This is a genomic window from Microbacterium sp. LjRoot45 (assembly GCF_964253325.1).
GTDB lineage: Bacteria > Actinomycetota > Actinomycetes > Actinomycetales > Microbacteriaceae > Microbacterium.
This window is the reverse complement of sequence record NZ_CAXUQM020000001.1, coordinates 1,833,755-1,857,271: the sequence shown is the minus strand read 5'-3', so window position 1 is coordinate 1,857,271 and position 23,517 is coordinate 1,833,755. Positions and strand designations below refer to the sequence as shown.

Here is a 23,517-nt window from a genome sequence, read left to right as displayed (position 1 = left end):
GTCAGTCCTTCGCTGTTCGGCGCTGGGGGAGCGGGCCGCGATCGGCGAGCTCCACCTCGTGGTTGTAGTGGTAGAGCCGCGCGGGCCGGTGACTGCCGGTGCGGAACTCGTCGGTCGGGATGAGGGTGTCGGAGTTCTCGACCTGGCGTCGGAAGTTCGCGGGGTCGAGCCGGCGTCCGAGGATCGCTTCGTACACCTCGCGCAGTTCGGCGAGCGTGAAGGCCTCGGGGAGGAGGCCGTGGGCGATGCGGCTGTAGCCCACCTTGTTGCGCAGCCGCCACAGGGCGTAGTCGATGATGTGGGCGTGGTCGAAGGCGAGCGCCGGCAGATTCTCCGTGTCGAACCAGGCGACGTTGTGTTGCTCCGAGCCGAGGGAGACGTCTTCGCGGACGAGGGCCCAGTACACGATGGAGACCACGCGGCTGGGTGAGCGGTCGACATCGCCGAAGGCGTAGAGCTGCTCCAGGTAGCTCGGCGCCAGGGTCGTCGTCTCGGCCAGCGTGCGCGACGCGGCCTCCTCGAGGTTCTCGTCTTCGTCGAGCCACCCGCCCGGAAGCGCCCACAATCCCTCGTACGGATCGCGGGTGCGTCGGACGAGGGGAAGGACGACGCGCGGGCGCTCGCCGTCGACGCCCCGGCGGAGACTGAAGATCACCGTCGAGACGGCGACGCGGAGCGCGTCGCCGGGGGTGCGTGTTCTTGTCATGATGACCATAACCTCACCTGCATCTTATAGTCGCCCTGACCCGAAGGGCAAACCGCGCGGGCCGGGCAATCAGGGATGCCGCAGCCGCACCAGGTAGCGTGGCCCGTCGGGAGGTCGTCATGCCGATCGTCGACATCATCGCCGTCGTCGCGCTGCTGGGCGCCTTCATCACCGGCATCGCGCGCGGATTCTTCGCGAGTCTCGGCACCATCGTCGGCATGGTCGCCGGCGCCTTCCTCGCGCTGTGGCTCGTGCCGGTGGTCACCCCCGCGATCTCCTCCGTCATCCCCGTCGGGCTCTGGCGGAGCGTCGCGCTCGCCGCCGTTGCGATCGGCATCCTGCTGGCCGTGACGGCGCTCGGCACCGCGATCGGGGCGTGGGTGCGCAGCGGCGTCGACCGCACGCGACTGCGATGGGTGGAACGCCTCCTGGGTGGGCTGGTCAGCACCGCGGCGACCGCGCTCGTGCTCCTCATGGTCGCCGCCGGCGTGACGGCATCCGGCACTCCCGTCGTGTCCTCCGCCGTCGCGTCCTCACAGGTCCTGCTGGCGCTCGACCGCCTCACACCGGCTCCGCTCGACGACGCCCTCGCCCAGGTGCGCGGCTTCGTCGTGACCGACACGCTGCCGCGCCTGGGCACCGTGATCGGCACCGTCGTCACGCCCACAGGCCCTCCGGTCGAGCTGGACGATCCCGAGCTCCAGGCGGCATCGGCATCCGTCGCACGCATCAGCGGCACCGCGTACTCGTGCGGCGTGTCGATGACGGGGTCCGGGTTCGTCGCCGGGGAAGACCTCGTCGTGACGAATGCGCACGTGGTGGCGGGAGTCGATGCGCCGGTCGTGGAGCTCCCGGGCGGCCGGGTCCGCGAGGGCAGGATCGTGTACCTCGACCCCGAAGACGACCTCGCGGTGATCGCGGTCGACGGGCTGGACGGTGCGCCGCTTGTGATCGCCGACCCGGTCGATCCGGGCACGCAGGCCGCGGTCCAGGGCTATCCGCTCGGCGGTCCGTTCACGAGTTCGACCGCCGCCGTCGTCTCGGTAGGAGAGGTTCCCGTGCCGGACATCTACGAGTCGTCGACCCACCTGCGCGACGTGTACGCCCTCGACGCTGACGTGCGGCCAGGCAACTCCGGCGGTCCGCTCCTCGACGAGGACGGGCGCGTCATCGGCGTCGTCTTCGCCCGGGGCGCCGACGGCGAAGGCCGCGGTTACGCCATGACCACCCGTGAGCTGCGTCCCGTGCTCGACGCGGTGGGCGCCGACGACGCCACCGTCTCGTCGGGTCGATGCGCCGCCTGAACCGAAGCCCGCCGCGGGCCGCGCTATGCTGGCCCTGCAACTGAAGACAGGCCGCATGACGTGTGCGGGAGAGCTCCGGGCGGCGACGTCCGGGCACCGAAGGAGCAAGCCTCCCCGCCAATCTCTCAGGTCCGCGTACCGCTCGCGTCCGGCCGCTCTGGAAAACGTCCCTCGACGGGGCGTGCCGACGGTGAAAACCCGCCGAGCGCCTCGGCGCCGCGGGTGAAACTCTCAGGCCAATGACAGAGGGGGAGTTCACGGATGCCGGGTCCCCGGCATCCGCCTGCCCGAGCACGGGAGAACTCATGACCGATCCTGCCCTTCCCCGCGGATCCGCGGTGCCCCGCGAGACGCCCCTCGCCGCGCGACACCGCGCGCTCGGCGCCTCGTTCACCGACTTCGGCGGATGGTCGATGCCGGTGCGCTACACGTCGGACCTCGCCGAGCACCACGCGGTCCGCACGGCGGCCGGCCTCTTCGACATCTCGCATATGGCCGAGTTCACGGTCGTCGGCGCGGACGCAGGAGCCTTCCTCGATCATGCGCTGGCCGGCCGGCTCTCGACGCTCCCGGTCGGGAAGGCGAAGTACAGCCTCCTGCTCGCGGAGTCCGGCGGTATCGTCGACGACCTGATCGTGTACCGCCTCGGCGACGAGGAGTTCTTCGTGGTCGCCAACGCGGGCAACCGCGGCCCGGTGTCGGCGGCGCTCTTCGAGCGGGCAGAAGGCTTCGAGGTCACGGTCACCGACGACACCGACGCGTTCGCGCTCATCGCGGTGCAAGGCCCGGTCGCGCGCAGCGTGCTCGGCGCGACGCACGGTCTCGGCGAGGAGGAGCGGCCTCTGGAGGAGCTGCCGTACTACGCCGCGACGCGCGCGCGGTTCGACGGCGCACCCGTGCTCATCGCCCGCACCGGGTACACCGGCGAAGACGGATACGAGCTGTACGTCGGCAACGATCGCGCCGACGATCTGTGGGAAGCGCTCACGGCGGCCGGCGCGCCGCTCGGGCTCGTTCCCGCCGGCCTCGCCGCGCGGGACACGCTGCGTCTGGAGGCGGGGATGCCGCTGTACGGACACGAGCTCTCCCTCGACATCGTGCCGGCGCAGGCGGGCCTCGGCCGCGTCGTCGCCGTCGACAAGGACGACTTCGTCGGCAAGGCGGCGCTGGAGTCGGTCGTCGCGACCGAGGCGCCCGTGCTCGTCGGACTCGTCTCCGAAGGGCGTCGTGCCGGTCGTGCCGGCTATGCCGTGCTCGGTCCCGACGGCGAGGTCGTGGGGGAGGTCACGAGCGGCGCGCTGAGCCCCACGCTGGGCCACCCCATCGCTCTGGCCTTCGTCGCCCCCGCTCTTTCCGCCGTCGGCACCGAGCTCGCGCTCGATGTCCGCGGCACCCGCATTCCCGCAACCGTGAGCCCGCTGCCTTTCTACCGGAGGACGAAGTGACCGATCTCGACAGCCTGAAGTACACCGACGAGCACGAGTGGATCGCCCTGGAGGGCGACGTCGCCACCGTCGGCATCACCGACTACGCCGCCGACAAGCTGGGCGACGTCGTCTACGTCGACCTCCCCGCCGTCGGCTCGACCGTCAGCGCGGGCGATGTCTGCGGCGAGATCGAGTCCACCAAGTCGGTGGGTGAGCTGTACGCGCCCCTGACGGGCGAGGTGCTCGAGGTGAACGAGGATGTCGTCGCGGATCCCTCGCTCGTGAATGCCGACGCTTTCGCCGGATGGCTCGTGCGCCTGCGGGTGACGGCATCCGACGTCGACGGCCTGCTCGACCGTGCCGCGTACGTGGCGCTCACGGGCGGCGAGGAGTGAGCGTCCCGTTCACCCAGCGCCACATCGGCACCGACGCGTCGGCCCAGGAGCGGATGCTCGGCGTCCTCGGGTACGACAGTGTCGACGCGCTCGTCGAACGGGCCGTGCCGGCCTCGATCCACGCCGCGCCGCTCGGCGACGCATCGGTCATCCCGCCCGCGGCGACCGAGGCGGAGACCCTCGCCGAACTGCGCGACCTCGCGGCGCAGAACCGTACGGCCCGGTCGTTCATCGGCCTCGGCTATTACGACACGCTGACGCCCTCGGTCATCGCGCGGAACGTGCTCGAGAACCCGTCGTGGTACACCGCGTACACGCCGTACCAGCCGGAGATCTCGCAGGGGCGCCTCGAAGCGCTCATCAACTTCCAGACGATGGTCACCGACCTGACGGGCTTGCAGACGGCCAATGCGTCGATGCTCGACGAGTCGACCGCCGTCGTCGAGGGCATGCTCGTCGCTCGCCGGGCCTCACGCAGCCGCTCCCAGGTGTTCCTCGTGGATGCCGATGCGCTCCCGCAGACCAAGGCCCTCCTCGCGCATCGTGCCGCCGCGCTCGGCATCGAGATTCACGAGACGGCCTACGACGTGTCGCCGCCGTCCGACCTCGATGTCTTCGGGGCGTTCGTCCAGTACCCCGGCGCGTCGGGTCGGGTCTGGGACCCCTCCGAGGTCATCGGTGCGGTGCAGGCCCAGGGCGGCCTCGTCGTCGTCGCCGCCGACCTCCTCGCCCTGACGCTGCTGCGATCGCCCGGCTCCCTCGGGGCGGACATCGCGGTCGGCACGACCCAGCGCTTCGGCGTACCGATGGGCTTCGGCGGGCCCCACGCCGGGTACATGGCTGTACGCGCGGGCCTTGAGCGACAGCTTCCGGGGCGCCTCGTCGGCGTGTCGCAGGATGCCGTCGGCCACCCGGCCTATCGCCTGTCCCTTCAGACGCGCGAGCAGCACATCCGGCGAGAGAAGGCCACGAGCAACATCTGCACCGCGCAGGTGCTGCTGGCGGTCATGGCATCCATGTATGCCGTCTACCACGGGCCGGACGGGTTGTCGCGGATCGCGACGACCGTCGCGGGTCAGGCGGCACTGCTGCGCGACTGGATCGTCGAGGCCGGGGCCGAAGTTCTCCACGAGCACTTCTTCGACACCCTGGTGGTCCGCACGCCCGGCCGGGCGGAGGAGATCGTGGCCGCGGCGCGCGCCCGGGGGATGCAGCTGTGGTTCCGCGACACCGACTCGGTGGGCGTCTCCGTCGACGAGACGACGACCGTCTCCGAGCTGCATGCGCTCGCGCAGGTGTTCGGCGGACCGGAGAGCCGCGCGTTCGCCTTCGTGCCGCGCGGGCTCGGTGCGCAGGTGCCGGAGTCGCTCGTGCGGGAGGACGAGTTCCTCACGCATCCGGTCTTCCACACGCACCGCTCCGAGACGGCGATGATGCGCTACCTCAAGCAGCTGGCCGACCGCGACTACGCGCTCGATCGGGGCATGATCCCGCTCGGCTCGTGCACGATGAAGCTGAACGCGGCGACGGAGATGGCCGCCGTGTCGTGGCCCGAGTTCGCCCGCGTGCACCCGTTCGCGCCCGCCGACGACGTCGCCGGGTACCTCGTGCTGATCGACCAGCTCGAGGCGTGGCTGGCGGAAGTCACCGGGTACGACGCGGTGTCCCTGCAGCCCAACGCAGGTTCGCAGGGCGAGCTCGCCGGTCTCCTCGCGATCCGCGGCTACCACCACGCCAACGGCGACGTCCACCGCGACGTCTGCCTCATCCCGTCGTCGGCACACGGCACGAACGCCGCCTCCGCCGTCCTCGCCGGCATGAAGGTCGTCGTCGTCGCGTGCGACGAGGCGGGCAACGTCGACCTCGACGACCTGCGCGCCAAGATCGCCGCCCACGCCGACGCCCTCGCGGCGCTCATGATCACCTACCCCTCGACGCACGGCGTGTACGAGCACGACGTGGTCGAGATCACGGATGCCGTGCACGCCGCCGGCGGTCAGGTGTACGTCGACGGCGCCAACCTGAATGCGCTCCTGGGCTTCGCCCGGTTCGGCGACCTCGGTGGCGACGTGTCGCATCTGAACCTCCACAAGACGTTCGCCATTCCGCACGGCGGTGGCGGTCCGGGTGTAGGTCCGGTCGCGGCGAAGGCGCACCTCGCGCCGTTCCTGCCCTCGCACCCGCTCGCGCAGCGTGCCGAGCACGCCGGCGGGTTCGTCTTCGACGGCGGGCCGATCTCGGCGGCGCCGTACGGTTCGGCATCCATCCTCCCCATCTCGTGGGCCTACGTCCGCATGATGGGCGCCCAGGGCCTGCGGGAGGCTACGGGGGCCGCGGTCCTCGCGGCGAACTACGTCGCGCACCGCCTCAAGGATCACTATCCGGTGCTCTACGCCGGGGAGGGCGGGCTCGTCGCCCACGAGTGCATCCTCGATCTGCGTCCCCTGAAGGAGGAGACGGGCATCTCCGTCGACGACGTCGCGAAGCGGCTCATCGACTACGGCTTCCACGCGCCGACGATGTCGTTCCCGGTCGCGGGCACCCTCATGGTCGAGCCGACCGAGTCGGAGGACATCGGCGAGCTCGATCGGTTCGTGGAGGCGATGATCGCCATCCGCGCCGAGGCGGCTCGCGTGCAGGCCGGTGATTGGCCGGCATCCGACAACCCGCTCGTGAACGCGCCGCACTCCGCGGAGGCCGTCGTCGTGGGGGAGTGGGAGCACTCCTACACGCGGGAGGAGGCCGTGTACCCGGTGCGCAGCCTCGTCCGCACGAAGTACTGGCCGCCGGTGCGTCGTATCGACAACGCCTTCGGCGACCGCAACCTCGTGTGCGCCTGCCCGCCCGTGGAGGCCTTCGCCTAGAACAGTCTTCGCGCTAGAACAGGTCCGGCCACCACGCGGCGGCGAGCGGGTATCCGACGAACGCGATCACGTCGATCACGACGTGGGCGATGACGAGCGGCATGACGCGTCCCCACCGGTGGTAGACCCACCCGAACACGAGGCCCATCGCGACGTTGCCGACGATCGATCCGAAGCCCTGGTACGCGTGGTACGCGCCGCGGAGCGCTGCCGTGGAGAGGATGATCGTCCACGTGCTCCAGCCGAGGCGGCGCAGGCGGTCGAAGAGGTACCCGAGGAAGATGACCTCCTCCGTGAGCCCCGCGCGAAGCGCCGCGAGCAGGAGGAGCGGGATCGTCCACCACGAGGAGTCCAGCGGCGCGGCGTCCACCTGCACCGTGATCCCGAGCGCGCGCCCCGCGGCGTAGAGGCCGAGACCCGGGATGCCGATGACCGCCACGAGCAGCAGTCCTGCGCCGACGTCGCGCCCGAACATCCGGAAGTCGAGACCGATCCGGCGGAACGCGGAGCGCCCGGGTTCCCACAGGAAGTAGATCGCGAGGGCGACGGGTACGAGAGCGAAGAACTGGGAAAGGAATTGGTACAGCACGTCCCAGAACTGCTGCGCGTTCGCACCGGGGTTGAGCGAGGTCGTCTGGTCGCCGAGTGCCTCCTCGCGAGTCAGCGCCTGGAGGAGCGACAGCACGGAGTACAGCGCAGAGCGCCCGACCGACAGCGCGAGCACCAACGCGATCTCCCACCACAATCGCGCGGACGAGTGAGCAGAACTGGGCGAAAATTCAGCGCGTGTGTCGGTCACGTTGTCAGATTGTCACAGGCATGTTGATTTCAGTAAAGGATCTGTAACGGTTCCCCGAGTCGGTTTGTCCGGTGCCGGGGCGCGTGCTTATGGTGTGTCGTATCCGTGCCCAGGGCTTTCTCAGGCTGGGCACATCACCTTTGCACAGGAGGAAATGTGAAGATCGCACGTCTCGCGGCGGGCGTGGGCGTTGTAGCGGTAGGAGCACTCGTGCTCTCCGGCTGCGGCAACCCGTACCAGTCGGACGTTCAGGAAGGCACCGAGATCTTCGTTGCCTACAACGAGGGCTTCATGGCCTTCAACTCGAGCAGCAGCGCGGGCAACAACACCGCCAACTCGAACGTGAAGTACATCACCGACTCGGCGTCGTCGTGGGGCTACTACGACAACACGCCGAAGTGGGTCCGCAACACGGACTTCGGTACGTACGAGAAGACGAGCGACGACCCGCTGACCGTCGACTACAAGATCACGGCCGACGCTGTCTGGTCCGACGGCGTGCCGATCGACGAGGCCGACATGCTCATGGCATGGGCCGCGCTCTCGGGCAACGTCGAGGGTGGCTGGGCTCCGGCCGCCACCACCGGCTACGCGCTGATCACCAAGACGCCCGTCACCGGTGAGAAGGAGATCACCCTCCAGTACGACGAGCCCTACGTGGACTGGGAGCTCATCCAGCCTCTCACCGTCTCGGCTCACGGCACGTACGCCCTCGCGTACCCCGACGAGTACGCAGACGTCCAGGCGGCGTGGGACACCTACAAGTCCGACGACTCCGACGACAACTTCACGAAGTACACCGACGCGGCGAAGAAGTTCGCCGAGGGCGCCAAGGAGAAGGTCATCTCGGCCATCACCGACGGCGACACCGAGGTGCTCACGGCGCTGGCGACCGCGTGGAACGACGCGTACGTCTACACCGAGATGCCCGACAGCCCCGCTGCGTTCCTGACCGCCGGTCAGTACAACCTGCTGGACACGAAGGAAGACGAGTACACCACGCTCGTCGCCAACCCGCTGTTCACGTGGGGCGAGTCGCCGCAGTACGAGAAGATCACGATCCGCGCGATCGCCGACTCGACCACGGCGCTGCAGGCCCTCCAGTCGGGTGAGCTCGACATCTGGACCGGTCAGCCGACGTCCGACATCCTCGAGCTCGCCAACGGCATCGAGAACGCGAACGTGCAGACCGGTGTCCAGGCCTCGCACGAGCACGTCGACCTGACGTTCAACAACGGTGGTCCCTTCGACCCCGCCACGTACGACGGAGACGCGGACAAGGCGCTCAAGGTTCGCCAGGCGTTCCTGAAGACCATCCCGCGCCAGGAGATCGTCGACAAGATCATCAAGCCGCTGAACCCGGACGCCACCGTCCGCAACACGCACCTGGTGAGCGCGTCCGACACGGTCCGCTACCCGATCCTCTCGGAGTCCAACGGCTCGGCCGACTACGCCGAGGTGGACATCGACGGTGCGAAGGCTCTCCTCGAAGAGGCCGGCGTGACCGGTGAGGTCGAGGTCGGCTTCTGGTACCCCGAGGGCAACGTCCGTCGTGCCCAGGAGTTCGAGCTGATCGCCGCGTCGGCCGCGAAGGCGGGCTTCAAGCTCGTCGACGAGAGCGAGCCGAACTGGGTCTTCACCGACCCGTCGCAGGAGCCCATCAACCCGCACGACGCGACGATCTTCGCCTGGTCGCAGACCTCGCTCGCCGTGGGTGGCTCGGACCAGATCTACGCCTGCTACGACGACCCGATGGCCAAGGGTGGAAACTACAACGGTTTCTGCAACGACGCCACGACCGAGGCGCTCAAGACGCTCAACACGACGTCTGACGCCGACCAGCAGACCGAGCTCCTGAAGACGGCCGAGGCCGGCATCTGGGCCGACGCTGCGTCCATCCCGATCTACCAGTTCCCCGGCCTGCTCGTCTCGAGCGACCGCGTGACCGGTGTCAAGATCATGCCGCTGAGCCCCGACTACTTCTGGAACTTCTGGGAGTGGGCGCCGGCCGGCGCTGCATCGGAGTGATCTCGAGCTCCGGGTGGGCGGCAAGCCCGCCCACCCGGAGCCTCCGCTCTGACAGATGACTGTGGGTGCCGAGGTGACCCCTCGGCACCCACAGTCGTGTCGGCGCCCGGGCACGTCGATCGTGTCCTCCGCACCGACGCGTAGTACTTTTGAGGCTTACCCGCCTCGTTGCGAATGGAATTACCCATGTCCTCAGCCACCCCACTGAGAGGCTGCACGTGCTGACCTTCATCCTGCGTCGGCTCGGCGCCATCCTGTTGGTTCTGCTCGTCGCCTCGTTCATCGTCTACACCCTGACGTCGATCGGGTCCGATCCGCTCAGCGATCTGCGCGGTAGCAATGCGCCGAACCGCGAAGAGCAGATCGCTCAGCGGATCGAGAAGCTCAGCCTCAACACGCCGGTCGTCATCCGCTACTTCCTGTGGCTCGGCGGAGCGTCGAAGTGCCTCATCGGGCAGTGCGACCTCGGCATCGCGTTCAGCCGCAGCGACCAGCCGGTCACCGAGGCCGTGGCCAACGCCGCCAACTCGACGATCCAGCTCGTCACCGCCGCGACGATCATCGCGATCATCGTGGGTCTCACGATCGGCATCCTGACGGCCCTTCGGCAGTACAGCGGTTTCGACTACACCGTGACGTTCCTCACATTCATCGTGTACTCGCTCCCCATCTTCTGGATCGCGGTGCTCCTCAAGGAGTTCGGCGCCATCCAGTTCAACCAGTTCCTGGCGAATCCTAATATCCCGATACCCGTGATGCTCGTCACGGGCCTGGTCGTGGGCTTCATCTTCATGAGCATCCTCGGAGGAGGCGCAAGGAAGCGTCTCATCACCTTCGGTTCGGCCTTCGCCGCGACCGCGCTGCTCCTGGCCTTCCTCCAGATCACGAACTGGTTCGCCTCCCCGTCGATCGGCATCGTCGGCGTCATCATCACGGGCCTCGCCGCGGCCGTCGGTGTGACCGCGATCTCGACGGGCCTCGCGAACCGTCGCACCCTGTACTCCGCCCTGATCGTCGTGGCCGTGTGGGCCGCGCTCTACCAGCCGCTGCAGTACCTCTTCTTCTTCGTCCCGCAGGGCTGGATGCTCCTGGCGCTCTACGTCGTCGCGATCGGCGTCGGCGTCGGCGTGGGCCTCCTCGTGGGTGGCGATGGAAAGAAGGAGGCCGCGCGGACGGCGGCGATCGTGAGCTTCATCACCGTCTTCACGATGGTGATCGACCGCACGATGCTCGTCTACGAGGACTACCTCCGGAAGATCCCGCAGTCCGGCGCGATCGCGACGATCGGTTCGCAGACCCCGAACCTCTCGGGCGACATGTGGTTCCAGATCATGGACGGCTTCACGCACCTGCTTCTGCCGACGATCGCGCTCGCGCTCGTCTCGATCGCGGCGTACACCCGCTACGCGCGATCGAGCCTCCTGGAGGTCATGAACCAGGACTACGTGCGCACGGCGCGCGCGAAGGGCCTCAGCGAGCGCACGGTCATCGTGCGCCACGCCCTCCGGAACGCTCTGATCCCCATCGCGACGATCATCGCGTTCGACATCGGCGCCCTCATCGGCGGCGCGGTCATCACCGAGACGATCTTCGCCTGGAAGGGCATGGGCTCGCTCTTCGTGGACGGCCTGCGTCGGGGTGACGTCAACCTCGTCATGGGATTCTTCCTCGTCACCGGCGTTCTCGCCGTCGTCTTCAACCTCGTCGCGGACCTCTTGTACTCCGCCCTCGACCCCCGGATTCGGGTGAGCTGACATGTCGACCACACCACTTCCCACCGACGCTCCTCAGGACCGCGGCTCGGAGCAGTCCCTCGAGCAGAAGGCCCTCGCCGGCCTCAGCCAGGGGCAGCTCGTCCGCCGGCGGTTCTTCCGTCACAAGGGCGCGATGATCGCGCTCGTCGTGCTGATCCTCACGATCCTCCTCGCGTTCACGTCCGTCGGCACCGTCGTCGGCGGAACGGGGAACCTGGAGGCAGGTCCGGACGGCGCCCTCCGGGTCAACGGATTCCGTATCGCCGGCTGGTGGCCGCGGGACTGGTTCACGACGTACCCCATCGTCAACGGCGGCCTGCCGACGCTGAACCTCTTCCCGTTCTCGATCGGGGAGCACCCCTTCGGACAGGACACGCTCGGCAAGGACGTGTTCGCGCAGGTCATGCGCGGCACGCAGCAGTCCATCACGGTCATGTTCATCGTCGGCATCGTCTCGCTCGTGCTCGGCGTGCTGATCGGTGCTCTCTCGGGATTCTTCCGCGGGTGGGTCGACGCCCTCCTCATGCGGTTCACCGACGTCGTGATCATCATCCCGATCATCGTTCTCGGATCGATCATCGGAAAGCTGCTCGGCGGCGCGAACGCCTGGGTGTTCGGGCTCTTCCTCGGCATCCTGAGCTGGACGGGTCTCGCACGACTCGTGCGCGGCGAGTTCCTCGCCCTCCGCGAGCGCGAGTTCGTCGATGCGGCCCGGGTCGCGGGCGCCTCCAACGGGCGCGTGATCTTCCGGCACATCCTGCCCAACGCGGTCGGCATCATCATCGTCAACACGACGCTGCTCATGAGCGCCGCCGTGCTGACCGAAGCCGCTCTCGCGTTCATCGGCTTCGGCATCCAGTACCCCGACGTGTCGCTGGGTCAGATCATCTCGGAGTACCGAGAGGCCTTCCGCACGCGTCCGTGGCTGTTCTGGTGGCCGGGTCTGTTCATCATCATCCTGGCGCTGTGCATCAACTTCATCGGCGACGGACTGCGTGATGCGTTCGACCCGCGGCAGCAGTCGAAGGTCAGCAAGCGCAAGGCGGCCCGCGCCGTGGCGGCGATCCCGTCGGCTCAGGCTCCGATCTTCGTCGAGGGTCCGACGAGTGCCGACGACCCCGAGGGCGTGGCATCCGACGATCCGGCCGCCGCGGCCCGCGAGCGGGGCGATCAGCCGTGAGCGACCGCTTGCGCCAGACTCACGACGGCCGCCGCGACCAGCGCGACGGTCACGAGGAGCGGAACGATCGCCCACGTCGACACGGTGCCGCCGGGAAGGTGCGGCGCGCCACTGCGGCGGTACTGCTCCAGCCCACGGAGCACGAGCGCGGTCGCGTCACCCGAATCGGTGCCCTCGGCATCCGACGGTCGGTGCGTCTCGCCCTCGCCGGGAGCGCGGCGCACGTCTTCGCGACGGGTGCTGAGCGCCTGACGGGCACCCGGTGCGGGAGCGGCCCACGCCCGGACGGTGCGCTTGTCGTGGGTGGTGACGGTGAGCGCGTAGCGCGACTCGACGTCGAACACATCGCCCCACGGCACACGGTGCGTGCGCACGGGATTGACGACCTCGATGAATCCGTCGGTGAGCGTGACGCTCGGGCGGATGTACAGCAACCAGGCGAGCCACGCGATCGCGATGACCGGCCAGCCCCAGGCCAGCAGGCCCAGCATGCCGTCGGTCACGACGATCGAGACGAGCACCGCGAGGCACAGGACGATAGCGACGACGGCGAGAATCACGCCGCCGCGCGGACGGAAGACAACCGGGTGGGGCATCTGCCCATCCTGACACGGGAGGCACGGCGATGACTGCCGAAGACAACCCTCAGACGGCGCCGACGACCGGCTCCATCGCCCACGGGCGCAACTCGCTGCGCACCTACGTCCCGGGTGAGAAGTACGACGGGCCCGCCCTGTCGGTGTCCGACCTGAACGTCGAGTTCTGGGTCGGCGCGAAGTGGGCCGCCGCGGCGAAGCACGTGTCGTACGACCTTCACCCGGGCAAGGTGCTCGCGATCGTCGGCGAGTCGGGCTCCGGCAAGAGCACGAGCTCGATGGCGATCATGGGCTTGCTCCCGCAGAACGCGCGGGTCACCGGCAGCGCGCGGCTGGCGGGCCACGAGCTCATCGGCACATCGCCCGAGCAGCTGCGTCGTGTGCGCGGCGAGGGGATCGCGGCGATCTTCCAGGAGCCGATGACGGCGCTCAACCCCGTCTACACGATCGGGTTCCAGATCGGCGAGACGCTGCAGACGCACCGTCCCGGCATGACGCGCAAGCAGGCCAAGGCGCGGGCGATCGAGCTTCTCGGCCTGGTCGAGATGCCCGACCCCGTCAAGGCGCACAACTCCTACCCGCACCAGCTGTCGGGCGGTCAGCGCCAGCGCGCGATGATCGCGCAGGCGATCGCTCTCGACCCGCGCGTGCTCATCGCCGACGAGCCGACGACCGCGCTCGACGTGACCGTGCAGGCGGAGATCCTCGACCTGCTGCGCAACCTGCACCAGAAGCTCGACTCGGCGATCATCCTCATCACGCACGATATGGGCGTCGTGGCCGACATGGCCGACGACGTCATGGTGATGAAGGACGGCGACGTCGTCGAGCACGGACCGGTCGCACAGATCTTCGGGGGAGCGAAGCACCCCTACACGCAGGCGCTGATGGCATCCGTGCCGCACCTCGGACTCGGCGAGGCGACGCCCGACATCGACCGCATCAGCGAGGACGCCACGGCGGCGCTCTTCCTCGACGGCGTGTCGATCGAGTACCCGAAGCGGGGCCGCGTCCCCGCCTTCAAGGCCGTCGAGAACGCGTCGATCAAGATCCAGCCCGGTGAGGTGCTGGGACTGGTGGGCGAGTCGGGCTCGGGCAAGACGACGATCGCCCGCGCGATCGTCGGACTCGTCCCGATCTCCGAGGGCGCGTTGCGTGTCGCCGGCCAGGAGATGGTGGGAGTGGATGCCAAGCAGCTGCGCGCCGTGCGCCGCAAGCTCGGCATCGTCTTCCAGGATCCCGGTTCCTCGCTGAACCCGCGGTGGCCCGTCGGCATCTCGATCGGTGAGCCCCTCGAGCTTGCCGGCTGGGAACGCAGCAAGATCGGCAAGCGCGTCGAGGAGCTGCTCGACATGGTCGAGCTGCCCCGCGAGTTCCGCAACCGCTACCCGCACGAGCTCTCCGGTGGTCAGCGTCAGCGCATCGGCATCGCCCGCGCGCTCGCCCTCGATCCCGAGGTGCTCGTCGCCGACGAGCCCACGAGCGCGCTCGACGTGTCGGTGCAGGCGCGCGTGCTGGAGCTGCTGCAGAACATCCAGAAGGAGAAGCAGTTCGCGACGCTGTTCGTGACGCACGACCTCGCCGTCGTCGACCTGCTCGCCGACCGGATCGCGGTCATGCAGCACGGCAAGATCGTCGAACAGGGCTCGAAGGAGCAGATCCTCCGCAACCCGCAGGACCCGTACACGCAGCGACTCATCGCGGCCGTGCCCGTGCCGGATCCGGGCGAGCAGCGCCAGCGCCGCGAGGCGCGCGCGGCGCTCCTGGCGACCCAGGAGAAGTACCGTCCGGCCAGCTGAGACCGCCCCGGACGCGGTTCACAGCCGCGGCTTGTAGAATGGGATGCACCCGACTCCGGGTGCATCCCCTTCTTCTTTCAAGGAATCCCATGGCGCGCGCCCTTCGTCCCGACCTCCGAAACGTCGCGATCGTCGCGCACGTCGACCACGGCAAGACCACGCTGGTCGATGCGATGCTGCGGCAGACGGGCTCGTTCGGCGAGCACGCGCACGTCGAAGAGCGCGCGATGGACTCGAACGACCTCGAGCGTGAGAAGGGCATCACGATCCTCGCGAAGAACACCGCGATCACCTACAACGGCGCCCACACCGACGTTCCGGTGACGATCAACGTCATCGACACCCCCGGCCACGCCGACTTCGGCGGCGAAGTCGAGCGCGGTCTGTCCATGGTCGACGGCGTTGTGCTGCTCGTCGACGCGAGCGAGGGGCCCCTCCCGCAGACGCGCTTCGTGCTGCGCAAGGCCCTCGAGGCGAAGCTGCCCGTCATCCTGCTCGTCAACAAGACCGACCGTCCCGACGCGCGCATCGTCGAGGTCGAGGAGGAGGCCCACGACCTGCTGCTGGGCCTGGCATCCGACCTCGTCGACGACGTGCCCGACCTCGACGTCGACGCCCTGCTCGACGTTCCGGTCGTCTACGCGTCCGGTCGCGCCGGCGCCGCGTCGCGCACGCGGCCCGACAACGGCTCGCTGCCCGACAACGACGACCTCGAGCCGCTTTTCGAGGCGATCCTCCAGCACGTTCCCGCGCCGTCCTACGACGACGAGGCGCCGCTGCAGGCCTGGGTCACCAACCTCGACTCGTCCCCCTTCCTCGGCCGCCTCGCGCTGCTCCGCGTCTTCAACGGCACCCTCAAGAAGGGCCAGACGGTCGCGTGGGTGCGTCACGACGGAACGCACAGCAACGCGCGCATCACCGAGCTGCTCAAGACGCGCGCGCTGGAGCGCTACCCGGCCGAGTCGGCGGGCCCCGGCGACATCGTCGCGATCGCCGGCATCGAGGAGATCACGATCGGCGAGACGATCGCCGACCCCGAAGACGTGCGCCCGCTCCCGGCGATCACGGTCGACGACCCCGCCATCTCGATGACCATCGGCACGAACACGTCGCCTCTCATGGGCAAGGTGAAGGGCCACAAGCTGACAGCGCGCATGGTGAAGGACCGCCTCGACCGCGAGCTCATCGGCAACGTGTCGCTGAAAGTCGTCGACATCGGGCGCCCCGACGCGTGGGAGGTGCAGGGCCGCGGTGAGCTGGCCCTCGCGATCCTCGTCGAGAACATGCGCCGCGAAGGCTTCGAGCTGACCGTCGGCAAGCCGCAGGTCGTCACGAAGAAGGTCGACGGCAAGACGTACGAGCCGTTCGAGCACCTCACGATCGACGCGCCCGAAGAGTACCTCGGCGCCATCACACAGCTGCTCGCGTCCCGCAAGGGCCGCATGGAGACGATGACCAACCACGGCACCGGATGGGTGCGCATGGAGTTCGTCGTGCCGTCGCGCGGCCTGATCGGCTTCCGCACCGAGTTCCTGACCACCACGCGCGGCACGGGCATCGCCAACGCGATCTCGCACGGCTACGAGCCCTGGGCGGGGCACATCACGACGCGTCAGAACGGTTCGATCGTCGCCGACCGCTCGGGTGTCGTGACGCCCTTCGCGATCATCGCGCTCCAGGAGCGGATGTCGTTCTTCGTGCAGCCCACGGAAGAGGTCTACGAGGGCATGGTGATCGGTGAGAACTCGCGCGCCGACGACATGGACGTGAACATCACCAAGGAGAAGAAGCTCACCAACATGCGCTCTTCCACCTCGGACTCGTTCGAGTCGATGACGCCGCCGCGCACCCTGTCGCTGGAGGAGTCGCTGGAATTCGCCCGCGACGACGAATGCGTCGAGGTCACGCCGGAGAAGGTTCGCATCCGCAAGGTCGTGCTCGACGCGACCGAGCGAGGCCGCGCGACTGCTCGCCTGAAGCGCCAGGACGCCAACGGCTGACGGCTTCCGCGTCGTCAGGAGCGGAGGATCTTCTCCATCGCTTTGCCGCGGGCCAGTTCGTCGACGAGCTTGTCGAGGTAGCGGACCCTGCGCAGGAAGGGGTCCTCGATCTCCTCGACACGGATGCCGCAGATGACACCCGTGATCAGCGAGGCATTCTCATGGAGCTCGGCCCCCGCGAAGAAGTCCTCGAAGGTCGTCCCGGCATCCAGGTGTCGCCGTAGTTCTTCGGCCTCGTAGCCGGTGAGCCACGTGATGACGGTGTCGACCTCGGCTTGCGAGCGCCCTTTGCGCTCCGCTTTCTGTACGTACAGCGGGTAGACCGACGAGAACGGCATGCGCGCGATCCGGCTCATGCCGGCAGGCTATCGCGTCAGCGCACCTCTGACACGAGCACCGCGGCGGTGTCGGGTTCGAGGGCCTCGAACACGTGCGGCGCGTCGCCGGCGTAGCGGAGGTAGTCGCCCGGCGTCAGCTCGTACGGTTCGTCCAACGGACCGACGATTGCACGCCCGGTGACGAGGACGACGTGTTCGACCGTGCCCGCCAGGTGGGGGAGCGAACGTCGGGGCTCGCCCGGCTCAGCACGCAGGAGGTAGAGATCGCTCCGCGCCTGCGGCGCGCCGGCCGCGAGCAGCAGCGCTTCGTACGGCGACTCGGCGGAGCGGATGCCGCTGCGGTCGGTGGCGCGGATGAGCTGCGGGCCTTCGCGGCGGTCCTCCACGAAGACGGAGAACGGCACATCCAGCGCGGTCGCGATGGCCCACAGCGTCTCGACGCTCGGATTGCCGCTCCCTGACTCGAGCTGCGACACGGTCGCCTTGGAGACCCCGGCCCGGCGTGCGAGCTCCGACGCGCCCAGTCCCGCGCGTTCGCGCTCGCGGCGCAGGGCGACGGCGATTCGCGGTCCGAGTGCATCCATGTGGTTCATTGTTTCAAACGTGCGGCCGATTTGACGAACGCGCGCGACATCGTTCATCATTTCGACCATGCGTTCATCGAATCAGCCAGCTGCCGATTCCGATGACCGGGACATGCGCCGCGCCTGGCGCGACGGCGTCGGGGTGACGCTCGCGACGAGTGCCTACGGCGTGTCGTTCGGGGCGCTCTCCGTGGCATCCGGGCTCGATGTGTGGCAGACCTGCGTGCTGAGCCTCCTCATGTTCACGGGTGGATCGCAGTTCGCCTTCGTGGGGGTCATCGGCGCCGGCGGTATCGCCGCCGCGCCGGCGGCCATCGCCTCTGCGGGCCTCCTCGGCGCGCGCAACGTCGCGTACGGGCTGCGCGTCTCGCCGATGATCGGTGCCGGCGGGTGGCGGCGTGCGGCGGCGGCCCACTTCACGATCGACGAGTCGACGGCGGTCGGGCTGGCCCAGGCGACGCCACGCGCCCGACGAGTGGGCTTCTGGGTCACGGGCGTCGGCATCTGGATCGGCTGGAACATCACGACGCTGGCCGGTGCGCTCCTGGGCGACGTGCTCGGGGATCCGAGAGCATATGGACTGGATGCCGCGGCGGCTGCCGCCTTCCTCGCGCTGCTGTGGCCCCGACTGCGTCGTCGCCAGGCGATCGCCGTCGGCGCGGGCGCGGCAGTGGTCGCGACCGTGCTCACTCCCACGCTGATGCCCGGCATTCCCGTGCTCGTCGCGGCGCTCGTCGCCGTCGTCGTCGGCTGGACGAACTGGTTCGGCGCTCGCACGTTGGAGGAGGCCTCGTGAACCTTTGGAACGCCGTGCTCATCGCCTCGATCGTGTGCGTGGGGCTCAAGGGGCTCGGCTACCTGATCCCGCCGCGATGGTTCGATGCGCCGACGCCATCGCGCATCACTGACCTCCTGACCGTCGCGCTGTTGGCGGCCCTCGTCGCCGTTCAGACGCTGGGGGCCGGCCAGAATGTGGTCGTCGATGCCCGCGTCCCGGCACTGCTCGTGGCGGCGGGACTCCTCCTGATCCGCGCGCCCTTCCTCGTCGTCGTGGTCGCCGCGGCCGCCGTTGCCGCGCTGCTGCGGCTGGCGGGTATCGCCGCGTGACCTCTCGGCGTTCGCTCTGCGCTGCGGCCTCCACCGCGGCCTAGACTGACGCGGTGAGTATGACGCTTTCCCGGGCCGGCACCTGGTTCGTCGCGCTGATCATCGGATTCGTCTTCGGGGTAGCCGGCACCGTGGGCCAGTCGGCGACGTGGGGATGGTTCCCGGTCGGTCTCCTCGTCGCGATCGTCGGGGCCGCGGCGATCGTCCTCGCGGTCCGGCTCCTGACGGCCGACCGCTGGGCGTCGCTGTCGACGGCGCTCGGCGTCATGATCGCGACGCTGCTCTTCTCGGGACGCGGTCCGGGTGGTTCGGTCATCGTCCCCGCTCCCGACGACGGCCAGATCTCGACGGGGCTGGTGTGGACGGTCGTGGTCCCGCTCGTCGCGGCGATCATCGTCGCGTGGCCCAGCGTGACGCGTCCGGCATCCGCCGCGCCCGACTCCGCCGCGCCGGAATCCGCCGAGCCGACTGCGCCCGTCGGCGGACCTCACGCGGAGTGACGAACTAGACTCGAAGGCGTGACGTATGTGATCGCCCTGCCCTGTGTGGATGTGAAGGACCGTGCGTGCATCGACGAGTGCCCCGTCGACTGCATCTACGAGGGTGAGCGCTCCCTGTACATCCACCCCGACGAGTGCGTCGACTGCGGGGCGTGCGAACCGGTCTGCCCCGTCGAGGCGATCTACTACGAAGACGACCTCCCGGACGAGTGGCAGGACTACTACTCCGCGAACGTCGAGTTCTTCGACGACATCGGCTCGCCCGGTGGCGCCGCCAAGATCGGTGTCCTCGCGAAGGATCACCCGCTGATCGCCGCCCTGCCTCCGCAGTCGCACTGATGGGCGTCAGCGACCTCGCCGACTACCCCTGGGATGCGGTGGCCCCGTTCGCGGCCACCGCTCGTGCGCACCCCGGCGGCATCGTCGACCTCTCCATCGGATCGCCCGTCGATCCCACTCCCGACGTCGTCGCCGACGCGCTGCGTGAGGCGACCGACGCACACGCCTACCCGCAGACGGTCGGCTCTCCGCTCCTTCGAGAAGCCATCGTCGAGTGGTACGCCCGCCGGCGGGGAGTAGCAGGCCTCACCGTCGACCAGGTACTCCCGACGGTCGGCTCCAAGGAGTTGGTGGCCCTGCTGCCGCTCCTGCTCGACGTGCGACCCGGCGATGTCGTCGTGCATCCGCGGGCCGCCTACCCGACGTACGAGGTCGGTGCCCGGCTCGTCGGCGCGACGCCGCTGGCCGCCGACGACCCCGACGCGTGGCCGGAGGGCACTCGTCTGGTGTGGATCAACTCGCCGGGGAACCCCGACGGCCGCGTGCTCGACGTCACCGCACTCCGCCGCGCGGTCGCGCGCGCCCGTGAGCTCGGTGCCGTGCTGGCATCCGACGAGTGCTACGCGGAACTCGGCTGGGACGGCGCATGGGCGGCCGAGCCCGTCCCGAGCGTGCTGGATCCACGCGTCACCGAGGGCGACCTTGAGGGACTGCTGTCCGTCTACTCGCTGAGCAAGCAGTCCAATCTCGCGGGTTACCGCGCCGCCTTCCTGGCCGGAGACGCCTCGATCGTCGCGCGATTGCTGACGGCCCGCAAACACCTCGGTCTCATGCTTCCCTCACCGGTCCAGGCGGCCATGGTCGCCGCTCTCGGCGACGACGCGCATGTCGCGGCGCAACGCGAGCTGTACCGCGCGCGGCGCGCCGTGCTGAAGCCGGCTCTGGAGCGCGCGGGCTTCCGCATCGACCACAGCGAGGGCGGCCTCTATCTGTGGGCGACGGCGGGGGAGGACGCGTGGGAGACGATGCGTCGACTGGCAGACCTCGGCATCCTGGCCGGTCCGGGACACTTCTACGGGACGCACTTCCCGCAGCACGTCCGCTTCTCCCTGACGGCGACCGACGAACGCATCGCGGCAGCGGCGGATCGCCTCACAGTGGTCCAAGAGTCGCGCAAGCTCTCGTAGACTTCCTCCTACGGATGCCGTGATCCTTTGGCGCCGATCGGAGTAGGCCGTGAGGGCCAGTAGGCTGTAGAGACCGCCTAGATCGACCGCAAGGAGGCTTCGTGAGCGAGTCGGGCACCCCCCAGCAGGCCACCGTCACCGTCGGAGACCGGACGGCGCAGCTGCCGATCCTCACCGGCACCGAAGGTATCCCCGCCGTCGATTTCTCGACGTTCACGAAGCAGACGGGCCACACGGCGCTCGACTACGGCTTCGTCAACACGGCCGCCACGAAGTCCGCGATCACCTACATCGACGGCGACGAGGGCATCCTTCGCTATCGGGGCTACCCGATCGAGCAGCTCGCGACGAACAGCACCTACCTCGAGGTCGCGTGGCTGCTCCTGTACGGCGACCTGCCGACCGCAGATCAGCTGGGCGAGTGGGACGACAAGATCCGTCGCCACACGCTGCTGCACGAAGACCTCAAGCGCTTCTTCTCCGCCCTGCCGCACACGGCGCACCCGATGTCGATGCTCTCTGCCGCCACGGCGGCGCTGTCGACGTACTACGAGGGTCAGTCCGATCCCAACAATCCCGATCACGTCGAGCTCAACACGATCCGGCTGCTCGCGAAGCTGCCCGTCATCGCGGCGTACGCGCACAAGAAGAGCATCGGACAGGCCTTCCTCTACCCGGACAACTCGCTGAGCTTCGTCGACAACTTCCTGAAGCTCAACTTCGGGGTCCTCGCTGAGCTCTACGAGGTGAATCCCGTGACCTCGCGCGCACTGGAGCGGCTCCTCATCCTTCACGAAGACCACGAGCAGAACGCGTCGACGTCCACGGTCCGCCTGGTCGGGTCGACCGGCGCGAACCAGTTCTCCTCCATCTCCGCGGGCATCAACGCGCTCTACGGGCCGCTCCACGGCGGGGCGAACGAGGCCGTCCTCGACATGCTGGCGCGGATCCGCGATTCGGGTGAGACCGTGCAGCGTTTCGTCGAGCGCGTCAAGAACAAGGAAGACGGCGTGAAGCTCATGGGCTTCGGTCACCGCGTCTACAAGAACTACGACCCCCGCGCCAAGCTCGTGAAGGAGTCCGCCGACGAGGTGCTGGAGGAGTTGGGCGTGCACGATCCGCTCCTCGACCTCGCCAAGGAGCTCGAGGACATCGCGCTGAACGACGACTATTTCAAGGAGCGTCGTCTCTACCCGAACGTCGACTTCTACACGGGCGTCATCTACAAGGCGATGGGCTTCCCGACCCGCATGTTCACGCCCCTGTTCGCGATCGGCCGTCTTCCGGGCTGGCTCGCGCACTGGCGCGAGATGCAGCTCGACCCGCAGACGAAGATCGGGCGGCCTCAGCAGCTCTACACCGGGTCGCCGCAGCGGGACTACCCCGGCATCTGACCCCGACTCCGCCAGCGCTCTCCGGCATCCCCGCGGGTCGTCGCACACCCCGATAAGGTCGAGGGATGCCACGACTTCTCGTCCGTCGACCCTCCTCCCACCTGGCCTACGGCGAGCTCACGCATCTCGAACGCGTGCCCGTTGACGTCGAGCTCGCGCGCACCCAGTGGGAGGGCTATGTGGACGCCTTCCGGAGGCGCGGCTGGGAGATCGTGGAGGTCCCCGCGGACGATGCTCAGCCCGACGGCGTGTTCGTCGAGGACGCGCTCATCGTCTTCGGTGACCTGATCGTGCTCGCCCGCGCGGGCGCCGAGGCTCGACGCGGCGAGGCGCCGACCGCGCGGGCGGCGGCGGAGCGGCTCGGGCTGGAGGTGGTGTCGGTGGACGCCCCTGGCACGCTCGACGGCGGCGACGTGCTCAAGGTGGACCGCACCGTCTACGTCGGCGCGTCGTCGCGGACGAACGCGGCCGGGATCCTTCAGTTGCGTGGCCTGCTGGAGCCCCGTGGGTGGGATGTCGTCGAGGTTCCGGTGACCCGCGTGCTGCACCTCAAATCGGGGGTCACCGCGCTGCCGGACGGGACCGTCGTCGGGTATGCGCCACTGGTCGACGACCCCGACGCCTTTCCCGCCTTCCTCCCCGTACCGGAGGAGCACGGCACCGCGGTCGTCGTGCTCGATCCCGGCACCGTACTCATGTCGGCCGACGCGCCGGCGACGGCCGCGCTGTACCGCGACAGAGGGCTGGAGGTCGTCACGGTGCCGGTGACGGAGTTCGAGAAGCTCGAGGGGTGCGTCACCTGCCTGTCGGTGCGCGTCCGCGACTGATCTCACCCGTAACGTCGCGTTGTCGACGGCAATGCGGACGACCCGCTACGCATGTGGACATGCGCGCTACGCTGTGGACATGCGCGCCGCGGAGTTGATCGACGACATCATCATCGAGCCGGTCGACCCGACCATGGGCGCCTCAGCGAGCTTCGCGGGCTTCTTCGGCGTGGTCATCTTCCTCATGGTGATCGGGCTGATCTTCAGCGCCGTCATCGGTTACCGGAAGTACCGCATCCTGAGGGATGCGGGAACCGACCCGTTCACCGTCGATGCCGCCGTGGCCGCGAAGGTGCTCAAGAGCGACGTCCTCGCCGCACCCGCTCCCGCCCGTTCGATGGAGGAGCGGCTGCGCGAACTCGACGATCTGCTCGCGCGCGGGGTGATCACCGCCGACGAGCATCGTGAGGCGCGAGCCGCCGCGCTCCGGGACTGAGGCCCGCTTCTCG

Annotated in this window: 22 protein-coding genes and 2 riboswitches; of the genes, 17 read left to right on the top strand and 5 right to left on the bottom strand. The window is 68.8% G+C overall.

The window, feature by feature from the left end; genetic code table 11:
- Nucleotide 1 precedes the first annotated feature (1 nt).
- Nucleotides 2-706: an NUDIX hydrolase gene (locus tag ACSQ18_RS08820; RefSeq protein ID WP_436036816.1), complete on the bottom strand. Its 705-nt coding sequence runs from the start codon at nt 704-706 to the stop codon at nt 2-4.
- Between the two features lie 119 nt (nt 707-825).
- On the opposite strand from ACSQ18_RS08820, the gene ACSQ18_RS08815 reads away from it, so the two are divergent.
- The 4 genes from ACSQ18_RS08815 to gcvP all read left to right on the top strand — a co-directional run bounded on the left by ACSQ18_RS08815 (nt 826) and on the right by gcvP (nt 6,696).
- Nucleotides 826-2,010 carry a MarP family serine protease gene (locus ACSQ18_RS08815; RefSeq protein ID WP_436036815.1) on the top strand — a complete coding sequence of 395 codons (1,185 nt, stop codon included), beginning with the start codon at nt 826-828 and terminating at the stop codon, nt 2,008-2,010.
- 55 nt (nt 2,011-2,065) lie between these two features.
- Nucleotides 2,066-2,161, top strand: a riboswitch (glycine riboswitch).
- 1 nt (nt 2,162) lies between these two features.
- A riboswitch (glycine riboswitch) is annotated at nt 2,163-2,263 on the top strand.
- Nucleotides 2,264-2,315: 52 nt separating this feature from the next.
- Nucleotides 2,316-3,455: a glycine cleavage system aminomethyltransferase GcvT gene (gene gcvT / locus ACSQ18_RS08810; RefSeq protein WP_436038411.1), complete on the top strand. Its 1,140-nt coding sequence runs from the start codon at nt 2,316-2,318 to the stop codon at nt 3,453-3,455.
- Complete coding sequence (gene gcvH, locus ACSQ18_RS08805; RefSeq protein ID WP_436036814.1) at nt 3,452-3,832, top strand: glycine cleavage system protein GcvH; 381 nt, start codon at nt 3,452-3,454, stop codon at nt 3,830-3,832. The genes gcvT and gcvH overlap by 4 nt, the downstream gene beginning before the upstream one ends.
- Nucleotides 3,833-3,885: 53 nt before the next feature.
- A complete protein-coding gene (gene gcvP, locus ACSQ18_RS08800) occupies nt 3,886-6,696 on the top strand; it encodes an aminomethyl-transferring glycine dehydrogenase (RefSeq protein ID WP_436038410.1) in 2,811 nt (936 codons plus the stop codon).
- 13 nt (nt 6,697-6,709) lie between these two features.
- Here gcvP and ACSQ18_RS08795 read toward each other — a convergent pair whose 3' ends face one another.
- Nucleotides 6,710-7,495, bottom strand: a complete 786-nt coding sequence (locus tag ACSQ18_RS08795; protein WP_436036813.1) for a CPBP family intramembrane glutamic endopeptidase — start codon at nt 7,493-7,495, stop codon at nt 6,710-6,712.
- A 156-nt stretch (nt 7,496-7,651) separates the two neighbouring features.
- Here ACSQ18_RS08795 and ACSQ18_RS08790 point away from each other — a divergent pair, with 156 nt between their 5' ends.
- From ACSQ18_RS08790 to ACSQ18_RS08780, 3 genes are all read left to right on the top strand, one after another.
- Nucleotides 7,652-9,523 (top strand): ABC transporter family substrate-binding protein, encoded by a 1,872-nt coding sequence (locus ACSQ18_RS08790; RefSeq protein WP_436036811.1) that lies wholly within the window; start codon nt 7,652-7,654, stop codon nt 9,521-9,523.
- A 218-nt stretch (nt 9,524-9,741) separates the two neighbouring features.
- Nucleotides 9,742-11,277, top strand: a complete 1,536-nt coding sequence (locus ACSQ18_RS08785) for an ABC transporter permease (RefSeq protein ID WP_436036809.1) — start codon at nt 9,742-9,744, stop codon at nt 11,275-11,277.
- Nucleotide 11,278: 1 nt separating this feature from the next.
- Nucleotides 11,279-12,457 carry an ABC transporter permease gene (locus ACSQ18_RS08780; RefSeq protein ID WP_436036807.1) on the top strand — a complete coding sequence of 393 codons (1,179 nt, stop codon included), beginning with the start codon at nt 11,279-11,281 and terminating at the stop codon, nt 12,455-12,457.
- On the opposite strand, the gene ACSQ18_RS08775 is transcribed toward ACSQ18_RS08780, so the two are convergent.
- Nucleotides 12,448-13,053 carry a PH domain-containing protein gene (locus ACSQ18_RS08775; protein WP_436036805.1) on the bottom strand — a complete coding sequence of 202 codons (606 nt, stop codon included), beginning with the start codon at nt 13,051-13,053 and terminating at the stop codon, nt 12,448-12,450. The two genes, ACSQ18_RS08780 and ACSQ18_RS08775, sit on opposite strands and share 10 nt — an antisense overlap.
- 29 nt (nt 13,054-13,082) lie before the next feature.
- On the opposite strand from ACSQ18_RS08775, the gene ACSQ18_RS08770 reads away from it, so the two are divergent.
- Together ACSQ18_RS08770 and typA are read left to right on the top strand one after the other, a co-directional pair.
- Complete coding sequence (locus ACSQ18_RS08770; protein WP_436036803.1) at nt 13,083-14,852, top strand: ABC transporter ATP-binding protein; 1,770 nt, start codon at nt 13,083-13,085, stop codon at nt 14,850-14,852.
- A gap of 89 nt (nt 14,853-14,941) precedes the next feature.
- Complete coding sequence (gene typA / locus ACSQ18_RS08765) at nt 14,942-16,852, top strand: translational GTPase TypA (RefSeq protein ID WP_436036801.1); 1,911 nt, start codon at nt 14,942-14,944, stop codon at nt 16,850-16,852.
- A 14-nt stretch (nt 16,853-16,866) separates the two neighbouring features.
- Here typA and ACSQ18_RS08760 read toward each other — a convergent pair whose 3' ends face one another.
- Nucleotides 16,867-17,208: a DUF2200 domain-containing protein gene (locus ACSQ18_RS08760; protein WP_436036799.1), complete on the bottom strand. Its 342-nt coding sequence runs from the start codon at nt 17,206-17,208 to the stop codon at nt 16,867-16,869.
- A 17-nt stretch (nt 17,209-17,225) separates the two neighbouring features.
- Entirely contained in the window at nt 17,226-17,774 is a 549-nt protein-coding gene (locus ACSQ18_RS08755) for a helix-turn-helix domain-containing protein (RefSeq protein WP_436036797.1), read from the bottom strand.
- A gap of 112 nt (nt 17,775-17,886) precedes the next feature.
- On the opposite strand from ACSQ18_RS08755, the gene ACSQ18_RS08750 reads away from it, so the two are divergent.
- From ACSQ18_RS08750 to ACSQ18_RS08715, 8 genes are all read left to right on the top strand, one after another.
- On the top strand, nt 17,887-18,570 hold the full coding sequence (locus ACSQ18_RS08750; RefSeq protein WP_436036796.1) for an AzlC family ABC transporter permease: 684 nt from the start codon (nt 17,887-17,889) through the stop codon (nt 18,568-18,570).
- The gene (locus tag ACSQ18_RS08745) at nt 18,567-18,881 is read left to right on the top strand and encodes an AzlD domain-containing protein (protein ID WP_436036795.1); all 315 of its coding nucleotides are present in this window, start codon (nt 18,567-18,569) and stop codon (nt 18,879-18,881) included. The genes ACSQ18_RS08750 and ACSQ18_RS08745 overlap by 4 nt, the downstream gene beginning before the upstream one ends.
- Nucleotides 18,882-18,940: 59 nt before the next feature.
- Entirely contained in the window at nt 18,941-19,381 is a 441-nt protein-coding gene (locus ACSQ18_RS08740) for a DUF6113 family protein (RefSeq protein ID WP_436038409.1), read from the top strand.
- An 18-nt stretch (nt 19,382-19,399) separates the two neighbouring features.
- Nucleotides 19,400-19,720 (top strand): ferredoxin, encoded by a 321-nt coding sequence (fdxA, locus tag ACSQ18_RS08735; RefSeq protein WP_144808159.1) that lies wholly within the window; start codon nt 19,400-19,402, stop codon nt 19,718-19,720.
- Nucleotides 19,720-20,847: a succinyldiaminopimelate transaminase gene (gene dapC / locus ACSQ18_RS08730; protein WP_436036794.1), complete on the top strand. Its 1,128-nt coding sequence runs from the start codon at nt 19,720-19,722 to the stop codon at nt 20,845-20,847. The genes fdxA and dapC overlap by 1 nt, the downstream gene beginning before the upstream one ends.
- Before the next feature lie 101 nt (nt 20,848-20,948).
- On the top strand, nt 20,949-22,241 hold the full coding sequence (locus tag ACSQ18_RS08725; RefSeq protein WP_436036793.1) for a citrate synthase: 1,293 nt from the start codon (nt 20,949-20,951) through the stop codon (nt 22,239-22,241).
- 65 nt (nt 22,242-22,306) lie between these two features.
- Nucleotides 22,307-23,068 carry a dimethylargininase gene (gene ddaH, locus ACSQ18_RS08720; RefSeq protein WP_436036792.1) on the top strand — a complete coding sequence of 254 codons (762 nt, stop codon included), beginning with the start codon at nt 22,307-22,309 and terminating at the stop codon, nt 23,066-23,068.
- A gap of 79 nt (nt 23,069-23,147) precedes the next feature.
- A complete protein-coding gene (locus ACSQ18_RS08715) occupies nt 23,148-23,504 on the top strand; it encodes an SHOCT domain-containing protein (protein ID WP_436036791.1) in 357 nt (118 codons plus the stop codon).
- The last annotated feature ends 13 nt before the right edge of the window (nt 23,505-23,517 follow it).

Coding starts and splice junctions, on each gene's coding strand:
- dapC (WP_436036794.1), top strand. CDS start 19,720: ATGGGCGTCAGCGACCTCGCCGACTACCCCTGGGATGCGGTGGCCCCG.
- ACSQ18_RS08715 (WP_436036791.1), top strand. CDS start 23,148: ATGCGCGCCGCGGAGTTGATCGACGACATCATCATCGAGCCGGTCGAC.
- ACSQ18_RS08760 (WP_436036799.1), bottom strand. CDS start 17,208: ATGAGCCGGATCGCGCGCATGCCGTTCTCGTCGGTCTACCCGCTGTAC.
- gcvP (WP_436038410.1), top strand. CDS start 3,886: ATGCTCGGCGTCCTCGGGTACGACAGTGTCGACGCGCTCGTCGAACGG.
- ACSQ18_RS08775 (WP_436036805.1), bottom strand. CDS start 13,053: ATGCCCCACCCGGTTGTCTTCCGTCCGCGCGGCGGCGTGATTCTCGCC.
- ACSQ18_RS08770 (WP_436036803.1), top strand. CDS start 13,083: ATGACTGCCGAAGACAACCCTCAGACGGCGCCGACGACCGGCTCCATC.
- ACSQ18_RS08815 (WP_436036815.1), top strand. CDS start 826: ATGCCGATCGTCGACATCATCGCCGTCGTCGCGCTGCTGGGCGCCTTC.
- ACSQ18_RS08750 (WP_436036796.1), top strand. CDS start 17,887: ATGCGCCGCGCCTGGCGCGACGGCGTCGGGGTGACGCTCGCGACGAGT.
- ACSQ18_RS08740 (WP_436038409.1), top strand. CDS start 18,941: ATGACGCTTTCCCGGGCCGGCACCTGGTTCGTCGCGCTGATCATCGGA.
- typA (WP_436036801.1), top strand. CDS start 14,942: ATGGCGCGCGCCCTTCGTCCCGACCTCCGAAACGTCGCGATCGTCGCG.
- ACSQ18_RS08780 (WP_436036807.1), top strand. CDS start 11,279: ATGTCGACCACACCACTTCCCACCGACGCTCCTCAGGACCGCGGCTCG.
- ddaH (WP_436036792.1), top strand. CDS start 22,307: ATGCCACGACTTCTCGTCCGTCGACCCTCCTCCCACCTGGCCTACGGC.
- gcvT (WP_436038411.1), top strand. CDS start 2,316: ATGACCGATCCTGCCCTTCCCCGCGGATCCGCGGTGCCCCGCGAGACG.
- ACSQ18_RS08755 (WP_436036797.1), bottom strand. CDS start 17,774: ATGGATGCACTCGGACCGCGAATCGCCGTCGCCCTGCGCCGCGAGCGC.
- ACSQ18_RS08820 (WP_436036816.1), bottom strand. CDS start 706: ATGACAAGAACACGCACCCCCGGCGACGCGCTCCGCGTCGCCGTCTCG.